The sequence below is a fragment of the Streptomyces sp. NPDC016469 genome (genome assembly GCF_040632905.1).
Classification (GTDB): Bacteria; Actinomycetota; Actinomycetes; order Streptomycetales; family Streptomycetaceae; genus Streptomyces.
On the sequence record NZ_JBEYCQ010000017.1, the window covers coordinates 42,845 to 56,988 of the forward strand.

Genomic DNA, 14,144 nt, shown 5'->3' on the forward strand with positions numbered 1-14,144 from the left:
ATTGAGAAGAAGAGAGCCACCATGGACTTCCTTCGCCCCGCAAGCTGGGAGGAGGCGCTCGCCGCCAAGGCCGAGCACCCGACGGCTGTGCCCATCGCCGGGGGCACCGATGTGATGGTCGAGATCAACTTCGACCACCGGCGCCCCGAATACCTCCTGGACCTGAACCGCATCGGTGAGCTCACCGAGTGGGAGGTGGGCCAGGAGAACGTACGGCTCGGCGCCTCGGTCCCGTACAGCCAGATCATGGAGCACCTGCGGGCGGAACTGCCCGGTCTCGCGCTCGCCTCGCACACCGTCGCGTCCCCGCAGATCCGCAACCGGGGCGGCGTCGGCGGCAACCTGGGCACCGCATCGCCGGCCGGTGACGCCCACCCCGCCCTGCTCGCCGCGGGCGCCGAGGTGGAGGCCGAGTCCGTACGCGGCACCCGGATGATCCCCATCGACGCCTTCTACACCGGCGTCAAGCGCAACGCCCTCGAACCGGACGAGCTGATCCGGGCCGTGCACATCAAGAAGGCCGACGGGCCGCAGCAGTACTCCAAGGTCGGCACCCGCAACGCGATGGTCATCGCCGTCTGCGCCTTCGGCCTCGCCCTGCACCCCGAGACCCGCACGGTCCGCACCGGCATCGGCTCGGCCGCCCCGACACCCGTACGGGCGAAGGAGGCCGAGGAGTTCCTGAACGCCGCGCTGGAGGAGGGCGGGTTCTGGGACAGCCGCACGATCATCACGCCGTCCGTCGCCCAGCAGTTCGCCACGCTCGCCGCGGGCGCCTGCAACCCGATCGACGACGTGCGCGGCACCGCGAGCTACCGCCGGCACGCCGTCGGGATCATGGCCCGCCGCACCCTCGGCTGGGCCTGGGAGTCATACCGCGGCAACGGCCGCAGCACCGAAGGAGCCGCCTGATCATGCGCGTCAATTTCACGGTCAACGGCCGCCGTCACGAGGCCGACGACGTCTGGGAGGGCGAGTCCCTCCTCTACGTCCTGCGCGAGCGCATGGGCCTGCCCGGCTCCAAGAACGCCTGCGAGCAGGGCGAGTGCGGCTCCTGCACGGTCCGCCTCGACGGCGTCCCCGTCTGCTCCTGCCTGGTCGCCGCCGGCCAGGTCGAGGGCCGCGACGTCGTCACCGTAGAAGGGCTGGCCGACTTCGCCGCCCACCGCGCCGAGGCCCACCCCGGCACCGGCTGCGCCTCCGGCGCCTGCGGCACCTCTGTGGACCGGGCCAAGCGCTGGAAGGCCGAGCCGGCCGCGGGCGACGAGACCCGCGACACCGGGGAGCTCTCCCCGATCCAGCAGGCGTTCATCGACGCCGGGGCCGTCCAGTGCGGCTTCTGCACCCCGGGCCTCCTGGTCGCGGCCGACGAGCTCCTGGAGCGCACCCCGCAGCCGTCCGACGCGGACATCCGCGAGGCGCTCTCCGGCAACCTCTGCCGCTGCACCGGCTACGAGAAGATCCTCGACGCGGTCCGCCTCGCGGCCGCCCGCGCGGAAGAAACGGTCTAGACATGGGCGTCACCGGTTCCCCCACCAACATCAACCAGGGCAGCCGCACCAAGGGCGGCATCGGCGAGTCCACGCTGCGCCCCGACGGCATCCTGAAGGTCACCGGCGAGTTCGCGTACTCCTCGGACATGTGGCACGAGGACATGCTCTGGGGCCACACCCTGCGCTCCACCGTCGCGCACGCCGAAATCGTCTCCATCGACGTCTCCGAGGCGCTGGCCACCTCCGGCGTCTACGCGGTCCTCACCTACGACGACCTGCCGGCCGCGATGAAGAACTACGGCCTGGAGATCCAGGACACCCCCGTCCTCGCCCACGGCCGGGTCCGCCACCACGGCGAACCCGTCGCGCTCGTCGCCGCCGACCACCCGGAGACGGCCCGCCGCGCCGCCGCGAAGATCCGGATCGACTACCGCGAGCTGCCCGTCGTCACCGACGAGGCGTCCGCGACCGCACCCGGCGCCCCGCTCATCCACGAGGGCCGCGACGACCACCACATCGGCCACGTGCCGCACCCCAACATCGTCCACCGCCAGCCGATCGTCCGCGGCGACGTGGCGGAGGCCGAGGCCCGGGCCGATGTGATCGTCAAGGGCGACTACTACTTCGGCATGCAGGACCAGGCGTTCCTGGGCCCCGAGTCCGGCCTCGCCGTACCCGCCGAGGACGGCGGTGTCGACCTGTACGTGGCGACCCAGTGGCTCCACTCCGACCTGCGCCAGATCGCGCCCGTCCTCGGCCTCCCCGAGGACAAGATCCGCATGACGCTCTCCGGCGTCGGCGGCGCCTTCGGCGGACGCGAGGACCTGTCGATGCAGATCCACGCCTGCCTCCTCGCGCTCCGCACCGGCAAGCCCGTGAAGATCGTCTACAACCGCTTCGAGTCGTTCTTCGGGCACGTCCACCGCCACCCGGCCCGCCTCCACTACGAGCACGGCGCCACCCGCGACGGCAAGCTCACGCACATGAGGTGCCGCATCGTGCTCGACGGCGGCGCCTACGCCTCCGCCTCCCCGGCCGTCGTCGGCAACGCCTCCTCGCTGTCGGCCGGCCCCTACGTCATCGACAACGTGGACATCGAGGCGATCGCCCTCTACACCAACAACCCCCCGTGCGGCGCCATGCGCGGCTTCGGCGCCGTCCAGGCGTGCTTCGCCTATGAGGCGCAGATGGACAAGCTGGCCGCCGCACTGGACATGGACCCGGTCGAGTTCCGGCAGCTCAACGCCATGGAGCAGGGCACCCTCCTGCCCACCGGCCAGCAGGTCGACTCGCCCGCCCCGGTCGCCGAACTGCTGCGCCGCGTCAAGGCCATGCCGCTGCCGCCCGAGCGCCAGTGGGAGAGCGCCGGCGAGCACGCCGACGTACGCGCCCTGCCCGGCGGCCTGTCCAACACCACCCACGGCGAGGGGGTCGTACGCGGCGTCGGCTACGCGGTCGGCATCAAGAACGTCGGCTTCTCCGAGGGCTTCGACGACTACTCCACCGCCCGGGTCCGCATGGAGGTCATCGGCGGCGAGCCCGTCGCGACCGTCCACACCGCCATGGCCGAGGTCGGGCAGGGCGGCGTCACGGTGCACGCCCAGATCGCCCGTACCGAACTCGGCGTCTCCCAGGTCACCATCCACCCGGCCGACACCAAGGTCGGCTCCGCCGGGTCCACCTCCGCCTCCCGCCAGACGTACGTCACCGGAGGCGCGGTCAAGAACTCCTGCGAGGCCGTCCGCGAACAGGTCCTGGAGCTCGGCCGCCGCAAGTTCGGCACCTACCACCCCGCCTGGGCCACCGCCGAACTCCTCCTGGAGGGCGGCAAGGTCGTCACCGACGGCGGCGAGGTGCTGGCCGACATCGCGGACGTCCTGGAGGACGAGGCGGTCGACGTCGAACTGGAGTGGCGCCACCGGCCCACCGAGCCCTTCGACCTGCGCACCGGACAGGGCAACGGCCACGTCCAGTACTCCTTCGCCGCGCACCGCGCGGTGGTCGAGGTCGACACCGAACTGGGCCTGGTCAAGGTCATCGAACTGGCCTGCGCCCAGGACGTCGGCAAGGCGCTCAACCCGCTGTCGGTCGTCGGCCAGATCCAGGGCGGCACCATCCAGGGGATGGGCATCGCCGTCATGGAGGAGATCATCGTCGACCCGGTGACCGCGAAGGTGCGCAACCCCTCCTTCACGGACTACCTCCTCCCCACCATCCTCGACACGCCGACCATCCCGGTCGACGTGCTCGAACTCGCCGACGACCACGCCCCGTACGGGCTGCGCGGCATCGGCGAGGCCCCGACCCTGTCGTCCACCCCGGCCGTCCTCGCGGCGATCCGGAACGCGACGGGTCTGGAGCTCGACCGGACGCCGGTCCGGCCCGAACACCTCACCGGCGTCTGACCGGGGCTCCGCCCCCACCGCTCTCCGGGCGGTGCGCGCCACCGGCGAACGTCACACTTCCCGGCCCGCACCGCCCGGAGACCCAGGGTCCCGCCCCGCTCGCGGCCCCGCACCCCCCGCACCGGAACGGCCCCACCGTTCCGTTCCTTCCTGCATGAACAGTTCGTCTCGGGCCGTCCCCCGGGTCGTGCCGCCAGCGCAGTCATCCCAAATCCCGCATTTCGATTCTTCATCGCGGGTGCCCCTGTGAACCTTGGGAGTCAGGCATCATGACCCAGCAGTCAGTGCAGCCGAAGACCGGTGCGGAGGACGCGGGCCCCGGCTCGCGCGTCCCCGCCGGCAGATCGTGGCTCGACCGGTACTTCCACATATCCGACCGCGGTTCGACCGTGGCCCGGGAAGTGCGCGGCGGTGTCACGACCTTCATGGCCATGGCGTACATCCTTCTGCTCAACCCGCTGATCCTCGGCGGCAAGGACGTCGACGGCAATCTGCTCAGCCAGCCCGCCCTGATCACCGCCACCGCGCTCGCGGCGGCGGCGACCACCCTGCTCATGGGCTTCGTCGGCAAGGTCCCGCTGGCGCTCGCCGCGGGCCTCAGCGTCTCCGGCGTCCTGTCCTCGCAGGTCGCCCCCGAAATGACCTGGCCCCAGGCCATGGGCATGTGCGTGATGTACGGCGCGGTGATCTGCCTCCTGGTGGTCACCGGTCTGCGCGAGCTGATCATGAACGCGATCCCGCTCCCGCTGAAGCACGGCATCACGATGGGCATCGGTCTGTTCATCGCCCTGATCGGGCTCTACAAGGCCGGTTTCGTCGGCAAGGGCACCGCGACCCCGGTGACCCTCGGCCCGGCCGGTGAACTCGCCGGCTGGCCCGTCCTGGTCTTCGCGGTCACCCTGCTGCTGATCTTCATGCTCCAGGCCCGCAACATCCCCGGCGCGATCCTCATCGGCATCGTCGTCGGCACCGTGGTCGCCGTCGTGATCAACAAGGTGGCGGACGTCGACCCCAAGATCTGGAGCAGCGGCCCGCCGGAGCTCAAGGGCTCCGCGGTCTCCTCGCCGGACTTCTCGCTCTTCGGCGACGTCGACTTCGGGGGATGGGGCGACGTCGGCGCGATGACCGTCGGCTTCATCGTCTTCACCCTCGTGCTCGCGGGCTTCTTCGACGCCATGGCCACCATCATCGGTGTCGGTACGGAGGCCGGGCTCGCCGACGACAAGGGCCGCATGCCGGGCCTGTCGAAGGCGCTGTTCATCGACGGCGCCGGCGGCGCCATCGGCGGTGTCGCCGGCGGTTCCGGGCAGACGGTCTTCGTGGAGTCCGCGACCGGCGTCGGCGAGGGGGCCAGGACCGGCCTGGCCTCCGTCGTCACCGGCCTGTTCTTCGCCGCCTGCCTCTTCTTCACCCCGCTCACCGCGATCGTGCCCGCCGAGGTGGCCTCCGCCGCTCTCGTGGTCATCGGCGCGATGATGATGCAGAACGCCCGGCACGTGGACTGGAGCGACCGCTCCGTGGCCATCCCGGTGTTCCTGACGGTGGTCCTGATGCCGTTCACGTACACCATCACCACCGGTGTGGCGGCGGGCGTCATCTCGTACGTCGCCATCAAGGCCGCCCAGGGCCGGGCCCGCGAGGTCGGCGCGTTCATGTGGGGCCTGACGGTGATCTTCGTCGTCTACTTCGCCCTGCACCCGATCGAGAGCTGGCTCGGCGTCAGCTGACCCGCCGCCCCACTCACCCGCCAAGGAGACCGAGATGCTGGACATCGCCGAAGAGCTCGACCGCTGGGCCGGGCAGGGACGCGATTTCGCCGTGGCCACCGTCGTCGCCGTCGGCGGCAGCGCCCCCCGCCAGCCGGGGGCCGCGCTGGCCGTCGACCGCGACGGCACCGCGATCGGCTCGGTCTCCGGCGGGTGCGTGGAGGGCGCGGTGTACGAGCTGTGCCAACAGGCGCTCGACGACGGTCTGACCCGCCTCGAACGCTTCGGCTACAGCGACGAGGACGCCTTCGCGGTCGGCCTGACCTGCGGCGGTGTCATCGACATCCTGGTGACCCCGGTCCGGGCGGACGACCCCGCCCGGCCGGTGTTCGCCGCCGCGCTGACCGCCGCCGCGCGCGGCGAGGCGGCCGCGGTCGCCCGCGTCACCGAGGGCCCCGCCGAACTCCTCGGCCGCCCCCTGCTCGTGCGCACCGAGGGGGATGACGAGGGCGGGCTCGGCGGACACCCCGAGCTGGACCGCACCGCGGCGGCCGAGGCCCGCGCCCTGCTGGACCAGGGCCGCACCGCCACCCTCACCATCGGCGCCGACGGCTCGCGCTGCGGGCAGCCCCTCACGCTCCTCGTGGAGTCCAGCGTGCCGCCGCCCCGGATGATCGTGTTCGGGGCCATCGACTTCGCCGCCGCCCTGGTCCGGGCCGGCAAGTTCCTCGGCTACCACGTCACGGTGTGCGACGCGCGCCCCGTCTTCGCGACGAAGGCCCGCTTCCCGGACGCCGACGAGCTGGTCGTGGACTGGCCGCACCGCTATCTGGCCGGAACCACGGTGGACGCCCGCACGGTCCTGTGCGTCCTCACGCACGACGCCAAGTTCGACGTGCCCCTGCTGGAGGCGGCGCTCAAGCTGCCCGTCGCGTACGTCGGCGCGATGGGCTCCCGCCGCACCCACCTCCAGCGGAACGAACGGCTGCGCGAGGCCGGGGTGACCGAGCTGGAGCTGGCCCGCCTGCACTCGCCGATCGGGCTCGACCTCGGAGCCCGTACGCCCGAGGAGACGGCCCTGTCGATCGCCGCCGAGATCGTCGCCGTCCGGCGCGGCGGCAGCGGTGCCCCGCTGACCGGGGCGCACACCCCGATCCACCACCCCGGCGGCCTGCCCCCGGCGGGCCGGATCGGCTCAGTGGCCTGAAGTACACCCCGGAGCGGGCCGTCCACGACCGGCGGTTAGCCGCCACGGCACATTCGCGCCAGGCGCGGACCGTCCCGCGGCGGCCGGTTTACCGGTAGATCATCACCCATGACATTCACCCCCTCCACCGCCACGGGCCGGGCGAGACCCGCTCGCGCCGGGCGACGCACCCTGCTGATAGCCACCGCCGCGGCCCTGGTGAGCGGCGTGCTGCTCCCCGTCACGGGCACCGCTTCGGCCGCCCCGGCCCCCGCCGCCGGGACCACCCCCGCGGCCGGGCCGGTTCACCGCTACGACATCACCCTCGTCACCGGTGACGTCGTCCACTACGCCGACGGCGCGGGCAACCAGGACACCGTCACCGTGGACCGCCCCGAGGGCGCCACCGGCGGTGTCCACGTCCAGCAGGCCGGGGACGACATCTACGTCCTCCCCGACGAGGCGCAGGGCCTCCTCGCCGCCGGCAAGCTGGACCGCCGCCTCTTCAACGTCTCGGCGCTCGCGAAGATGGGCTACGACGACAGGACGACCGGCGGCATCCCGCTGATCGCCACCTACCCCGCCGCCAAGGCCCGTTCGCTGCCCGCCGCCCCGCGCGGCAGCAAGACCGTCCGGAAGCTGGAGTCCATCCACGGCGCCGCCCTCAAGGCCGGCAAGGACACCGCCCGCGCCTTCTGGGACGACATCGCGCGCACCGCCACGGCCCGCTCGCTGGACAACGGCATCGCCAAGCTCTGGCTCGACGGCCGCGCCGAGGCCGCCCTCAAGGACTCGGTACCGCAGATCAACGCCCCGCAGGCATGGGCCGAGGGCTACGACGGCAAGGGCATCAAGGTCGCCGTCCTGGACACCGGCATCGACGAGGACCACCCGGACGTCAAGGACCGCATCCTGGAGACGAAGAGCTTCGTCCCGGGCGAGGAGGTGGACGACAAGAACGGCCACGGCACGCACGTCGCCTCCACCATCGCCGGCTCGGGCGCCGCGTCCGACGGCGTCAACAAGGGCGTCGCCCCCGAGGCCGGGCTGCTGGTCGGCAAGGTCCTGAGCGACGGGGGCTCGGGCGCCGACTCCGGCATCATCGAGGCCATGGAGTGGGCGAAGGCGGAGGGCGCCGACGTCGTCTCCATGAGCCTCGGCTCCAGCATCCCGGACGACGGCACCGACCCGATGGCCCAGGCCGTCAACACCCTGTCGGCGGACGGCGGCCCGCTCTTCGTGATCGCCGCGGGCAACGCGTACGGCGCCGGCACCATCGGCTCGCCCGGCTCGGCGGACGAGGCGCTCACCATCGCCGCCGTCGACAAGCAGGACGGCCGCGCCGACTTCTCCTCCATGGGCCCGCTGGTGCGCAGCTACGGCCTGAAGCCGGACCTCTCGGCGCCGGGCGTCGGCATCAACGCGGCCGCCTCCCAGTCGGTCCCCGGCATCGAGGGCATGTACCAGTCCATGGACGGTACGTCGATGGCGACCCCCCACGTCGCCGGCGCCGCCGCCATTCTCAAGCAGCGCCACCCCGACTGGACCGGCCGGCGCATCAAGGACGCGCTGATGTCCTCGTCCAAGGTGCTGCCCGCCTACACCCCGTACGAGCAGGGCACCGGCCGCGTCGATGTGAAGGCCGCCATCGACACGAAGATCGAGGCCACGGGCTCCGTCGCGGTCGCCGCGTACGACTGGCCGCACAGCGCCTCCGACCCGGTCACCGAACGCACCATCACCTACCGCAACACGGGCACCGCCGACGTCACCCTGGACCTGGCGACGGACAGCGCATCGGACGCGTACACACTCTCCGCTAAGCGGCTGACCGTCCCGGCCGGCTCCACCGCCGAGGCCGTCCTCACGCTCGACCCGTCCAAGGCCGACGCGGGCACCACGTTCTCCGGCCAGGTCGTCGCCAAGGACGCCTCGGGCGCCGTCGTCGCGCACACCGGCTTCGCGCTCAACAAGGAGCAGGAGCTCTACGACCTCACGCTCCGCCTCCGCGACCGCGCCGGGAAGCCCATGGACGGCGTCGTCGTCCTCGGCGCCCTCGGCGACCCGAACCTGACACCGGTCCAGGTCGCGGGCGACACCACGCTGAGGCTGCCCCCGGGCACGTACACCGCCTGGACCGCCGCCGACGTCAAGGGTGACACCGCCGACTCCAAGGCCCTCGCCTTCCTGGCGGCCCCCGAGATCATCCTCGACAAGCCGGCCACGGCCACGCTCGACGCCTCCAAGGCCCACAAGATCAGCGTGCGCACGCCGAAGGAGTCCGAGACCCGCCAGCTGCGCTACGACATGGCGCGCACCGCACCCGACGGCACCGTCCAGCGCGACGCGTACCAGATCCCGCTGACCTACGACCAGCTGTGGGCGAGCCCCACCAAGAAGGTCACCCAGGGCGACTTCTCCTTCCTGACCCGCTGGCGCCAGGGCGAGAAGCTGCTCGACCTGACCGCCGACGGACGGGACGTCCCGGCCACCGTGCAGAACGGCTCCCCGGTCGCCGAGGACAGCCGTGCCAAGCTCCGCGGCGTCTACGCGGGGAACGGCTCCGCCGCCGACTACAAGCACCTCGACGCCAAGGGCAAGGCCGTCGTGATCCGCAGCAGCGACACGGTGGCCCCGGCCGACCGGATCGCCGCCGCGGTCGCCGCCGGCGCGAAGGCGCTGTTCGTCGTCAACCAGGACGACGGCCGGCTGATGGAGTCCTACGGCGACTACGGCACCACGCTCGCCCTCCCGGTCGCCACCGTCCAGCGGCTCGCCGGGGAGGGCCTGATCAAGGCCGCCCAGCGCGGGAAGAAGCTGACCGTCGAGCAGCACAAGTACGCGAGCTACGTCTACGACCTGGTCGACCGCCACAACGGCACCGTCCCGGACCGCTCGCTCGCCTTCGCCCCGGCGACCCGTGAGCTGGCGAAGATCGAGAACACCTTCTACGGACACCGCGACGTCGTCGGCGGCGGCTACCGGTACGACATCCCCGAGTACGGCCCCGGCCTCGGCTTCGCCGAGTACGAGAAGTACCCCGCGACCCGCACCGAATGGGTCACCCCGCTGCCGGGCGCCTCGTTCTGGTACGAGGACCACGCGCAGTACAACGCCGAGGGCACCGACACCGCGCTGGAGGAGCGCAGCGGCGAGATGGACTACCGCGCCGGGTCCAGCAACAAGGCCGACTGGTTCGCGCCCGTCACCCGGCCGCGCCTCGGCACCGGCTACTGGGGGCCGTTCCGCTCCCAGTGGGGCGACATCCAGTACAACGTCACCCCGTGGACGGACAGCGGCGCCGGTCACTCGGGCGCCATGCCGGACAAGGAGTACGACACCGGCAAGGCCGCGGTCTACCAGGGCGACAAGCTGCTCGACGAGGCCCCGGGCCGCGCCGGCTACGTCGGGGACCTGCCCGCCGAGGAGCTGCCCTACCGCCTGGTGCTCGACGCCTCGCGCGACGCGGACACCTGGAAGACGTCCGTGCGCACCCACACGGAGTGGTCCTTCGTCTCGGGCGCCAACGACCCCGAGGGTCCGTACCAGGTCGACATCCCGATGCTCCAGCTCGACTACGACGTCGCCACCGACCTCGCGGGTGACGTGCGGGCCGGCAAGTGGACCGAGATCGGTCTGTCGTCCACCACGCAGGAGTGGCTGGACGGCGCAGTGAAGGCCACGAAGGCCTCCCTGTCGGTGAGTTACGACGACGGGAAGACCTGGAGCGCGGTGCAGCTCAAGAAGGACCGGACGGGTTCCTGGACCGCCGGGTTCAAGACCCCGAAGAAGGGCGCCACCGCGGTCTCGCTCAAGGCCCACGCCGAGGCCGGCGGCGGCCTCGCCGTGGACCAGGAGATCATCCGGGCCTTCGGCCTGAAGTGACCCGCTGAACGCTCGTACGAGGCGGCCGTCCACCCGGGAAACGGGTGGGCGGCCGCCTCGTGTGGGGACGCGGTGGCGTTCCTGCGGGGCGACGTCCCGGACCGCGCGGTCGCCGACCGGGCGGTCGTCAACGTGGTCTGCCCGATGGCGAAGACCGTGGGCGTCGCCGCCCGGGCCGAGGCCCGGCCCGAGCAGTACGCCCTCTCCGCGGCCGAGGTCCCCCTCGGCCGATTCGACGGCGACCCGCGCACGGACGTCGCGCCCGTCGTCGCGTTCCTGGCGAGCGACGACGCCCGTCGCACGACCGGCCAGACCCTGATGGCCGACGACGGCGCGATCAAGCTCCGCCGACCACCTCCGCCGCTTCCGCCGTCCCCGCCCGGGCCCGCCGGACCCCGGAGACCGCGACCGCCCCGGCGCACAGCAGCGCCGGGGCCGCCGCCACCGCGCAGCACAGGGCGAGCGGCAGCCGGTCCACCAGCAGCCCCACCGCCGCGGTGCCGCCCGACGAGCCCGCGTTGAACGCGGTGTTGACCCAGGCGCCCGCCCGGGTGCGCCGGGCCGCGTCCGCCGACTCGTCCGCGATCAGGTACGCGGTCGTGAGCACCGGCGCGACGAAGAGCCCGGCCGCGCCGACCACGGCGATCAGCACGTACACGTTGCCGGCCAGACCGGCCACCGCCACCGCCGCGCCCAGACCGGCGGCCGTCGCCGGCAGCCGCATCCCGAGCGATGCCCGCCACCGAAGCGCCCCGTAGGCCAGGCCCCCGACCGCGCTCATCGCCGACAGGGCGGCCAGCACCCAGGAGACCGCGGACGCCCGGCGCATCGCCTCGGTCAGGGCCACCACCAGCAGGTCCAGGGCCCCGAGGCAGAGCCCCACGGCGGCCGTCACCAGCACGGCGCGCCGCAGCGCGGGCACGGCGCCGGGCCGCAGGCCGGGGGCGGCGGAGCCGTCCGCCCCGGTGCCGTGGCCCGGCTTCCCGCGCGGCACGGCGGGCGAGGTCACCAGCGCCCCCGCCCCGGCCGCGATCAGCACCGCACCGGCCAGCACCGCGACGGCGGGTCCGGTGACCGTCACCGCGACGCCCACCAGCAACGGCCCGGAGACGTACAGCAGTTCCTCGGCCACCCCGTCCAGGCTGTACGCGCGGCGCAGCAGGTCCCGGTCGGGGACGAGCTCGCTCCACAGCGTCCGCATGACCGGGCCCAGCGGCGGGGTGCAGGCCCCCGCCGCCGTGGCGAGGACCCCGAGGACCAGCGAGGAGGCGCCCGGCCGCCAGGTGGCCAGGGCGAGGACGGCGAGCAGCACCGCGTACAGACCGGCCATCGGCGGCAGGGCGCGGCGCGGCCCGTACCGGTCGATCAGCCCGGCGCGGGCGGGGGACAAAAACACACTGGCGGCCCCGAACAGGGCCATCACCGTGCCGGCGGCCGAGTAGGAACCGGTGGCGTCCTTGACGGCGAGCAGCAGGGCGAGCGGGGCGATTCCGTAGGAGAGCCGCCCGGTCAGCGCGGCGGCGAAGGTGCGCGCCGCGTGCGGGACGCGCAGGACGGCGGCGTACGAAGAAGTGGGCATGGTGGTCTTCCTCGGAAGAACGGCGCGGACTCGCCGCACCGTGGGCATGCGGGGGCACCGGAGCGCCGCACCCGGTACGCCGGGCACGGTCTCGACGGGGTCCTACGCACGAGGAGGAAACACGCGGGCAAGGTAGCAGAATCAGCCCTGCCCGACGACCTCCGGGCCGGCCGTCATGATCTCCTCCGCGACCGTCCACAGCCGGGGCACGAAGCGCAGCACCTCGTCGCGCCGGGCGAGCAGGTCCCCGGTGTGCGCGATGCCGGCGAGGTCGGCGACCGCCTCCCGGAACGCCGGCAGCCGGGCGGTGTGCAGCGCGGGCGCGTCCACGGCCAGCACGGTGTGGCAGCGGGCGAAGGTCGCGAGGACCCAGAAGACCGCCTCCCGGTGGTCGCCCCGGTCGATGAGCTCCCGGCTGCCGTCGACCGCGACGGGCCGCGCCCGCTCGGTGAGGTCGCTGCCGAAGAAGAACGGCGTGCGCACGACGGGGACCGTGGCGTCGAACGTCCGTTCCAGCTCAGCCAGATGGTGCCGCACCAGCGGTGCGGAGACCTCCGCGCAGCCCAGGAGCGCCAACAGCTCGGGGTAGAGCGTTTCCTGCCCGTACGCGGTGAGTACGTCGCGCGCGGCGGGGTAGCGCAGCCGGATGGTCGGGTTGCGCAGCGCGGCCACCAGCGGGACGTGTGCGGTGACCCCGGTGGGGAAGAGCCAGCCCAGCACCCGGGCGGCCAACGGCTGCGTGGTGTCCAGGGCGGCGAGCCGGCTCTCGACGCGGTGCCGGGCGTCCAGGCACCGCCGCCGGACGTGCTCCCGCCGGGCGAAGCGCGGCGCGACGTACGCGTGGAGCGCGCGCAGCCGCCCCGTCGGGTCGTCGATGACCGTGTCCCGGCGGAAGCCGCCCGCCAGGTGGTACGCGCCCAGCACCGCTTCCGGGTCGGCCAGCAGCGACCACGGCTCGTAGGTGATCTCCAGCAGCGCGCCCCGGTGCACCAGCTTGCCGGGCTTCGCGGGCGCCTCGGCCCCCTCCGTCACCACGACCACGTCCACGTCCGAGGAGACCGGCAGCTCCGTGTCGTCCGGCCGCCCGACCGTGGACCCGCTGAAGTAGGCCCCCAGATAGTCCGGTGCGGGGCGGGCGTGCGCGGCCACCCAGTGCGCGGCTGCGGCGCGCGCCTCTCCGAGTCTCATCCCCGACTCCTACGCGCCGGTCCGGCTCGGCGTCAAGCGGGGGCGGCCCGCCGCCCGGTAACGTCGACGGGGTTTCCCCCACCCCGTCCCGCGAACGCCCGGTGAGGTACCCGATGCGCAAGATCGTCTACTGGATGTCGATGTCACTCGACGGCTTCATCGAGGGGCCGGGCCGGAACATCGACTGGCATACGGTGGACGAGGAGCTCCACAGCTACTTCAACGAGCAACTGGCCGGTATGGGCGGCATGCTGGACGGGCGCGTCACCCATCAGCTGATGGCCGGCTTCTGGCCCACCGCCGACCAGGACCCGGCCAACGCGGGGCCGATGGCCGAGTTCGCCGTCATCTGGCGGAACATGCCGAAGTACGTCTACTCACGGACGCTGGAACGGGCCGACTGGAACACCACCATCGTCCGCGAGGTCGTCCCCGAGGAGGTCAGGGCCCTCAAGGACCAGCCCGGCGGCGACCTCGCCCTCGGCGGCGCCGATCTCGCCGCGTCCTTCGCGGCGCACGACCTGATCGACCAGTACCGCGTCTACATCCACCCGGTCCTCATCGGCCGGGGCAAGCCGATGTTCCCCGCCGAGGAGACCCTGCGCCCCCTCCGCCTCACCGGCACCCGCACCTTCGGCACCGGGGTCGTGGAGCTCCGTTACGACCGCGCCGACCGGTGACGCCCCGGGGCCGGCCCGGGAC

9 protein-coding genes and 1 pseudogene are annotated in these 14,144 nt (G+C 72.9%); 8 read left to right on the top strand and 2 right to left on the bottom strand.

The window, feature by feature from the left end; all coding sequences use genetic code 11:
* Positions 1 to 21: 21 nt before the first annotated feature.
* From ABZ565_RS20560 to ABZ565_RS20590, 7 genes and pseudogenes are all read left to right on the top strand, one after another.
* A complete protein-coding gene (locus ABZ565_RS20560) occupies positions 22 to 912 on the top strand; it encodes a xanthine dehydrogenase family protein subunit M (protein WP_093704895.1) in 891 nt (296 codons plus the stop codon).
* 2 nt (positions 913 to 914) lie between these two features.
* On the top strand, positions 915 to 1,511 hold the full coding sequence (locus ABZ565_RS20565; RefSeq protein WP_361028580.1) for a (2Fe-2S)-binding protein: 597 nt from the start codon (positions 915 to 917) through the stop codon (positions 1,509 to 1,511).
* A gap of 2 nt (positions 1,512 to 1,513) precedes the next feature.
* Positions 1,514 to 3,898 carry a molybdopterin cofactor-binding domain-containing protein gene (locus ABZ565_RS20570; RefSeq protein WP_361028583.1) on the top strand — a complete coding sequence of 795 codons (2,385 nt, stop codon included), beginning with the start codon at positions 1,514 to 1,516 and terminating at the stop codon, positions 3,896 to 3,898.
* 269 nt (positions 3,899 to 4,167) lie between these two features.
* On the top strand, positions 4,168 to 5,625 hold the full coding sequence (locus tag ABZ565_RS20575) for an NCS2 family permease (protein ID WP_361028585.1): 1,458 nt from the start codon (positions 4,168 to 4,170) through the stop codon (positions 5,623 to 5,625).
* Positions 5,626 to 5,659: 34 nt separating this feature from the next.
* Positions 5,660 to 6,811, top strand: coding sequence for an XdhC/CoxI family protein (locus ABZ565_RS20580; RefSeq protein WP_361028588.1), 1,152 nt, complete (start codon positions 5,660 to 5,662; stop codon positions 6,809 to 6,811).
* Between the two features lie 108 nt (positions 6,812 to 6,919).
* Positions 6,920 to 10,675, top strand: a complete 3,756-nt coding sequence (locus ABZ565_RS20585) for a S8 family serine peptidase (protein ID WP_361028591.1) — start codon at positions 6,920 to 6,922, stop codon at positions 10,673 to 10,675.
* A 132-nt stretch (positions 10,676 to 10,807) separates the two neighbouring features.
* A pseudogene (locus ABZ565_RS20590) lies at positions 10,808 to 10,996 on the top strand (SDR family oxidoreductase); the annotation flags it as partial.
* A gap of 16 nt (positions 10,997 to 11,012) precedes the next feature.
* Here ABZ565_RS20590 and ABZ565_RS20595 read toward each other — a convergent pair.
* On the bottom strand, positions 11,013 to 12,254 hold the full coding sequence (locus tag ABZ565_RS20595) for an MFS transporter (RefSeq protein WP_361028594.1): 1,242 nt from the start codon (positions 12,252 to 12,254) through the stop codon (positions 11,013 to 11,015).
* Positions 12,255 to 12,395: 141 nt separating this feature from the next.
* Complete coding sequence (locus ABZ565_RS20600; RefSeq protein WP_361028597.1) at positions 12,396 to 13,442, bottom strand: hypothetical protein; 1,047 nt, start codon at positions 13,440 to 13,442, stop codon at positions 12,396 to 12,398.
* Between the two features lie 113 nt (positions 13,443 to 13,555).
* Here ABZ565_RS20600 and ABZ565_RS20605 point away from each other — a divergent pair, with 113 nt between their 5' ends.
* Entirely contained in the window at positions 13,556 to 14,122 is a 567-nt protein-coding gene (locus ABZ565_RS20605; RefSeq protein ID WP_361028600.1) for a dihydrofolate reductase family protein, read from the top strand.
* Positions 14,123 to 14,144: the final 22 nt, after the last annotated feature.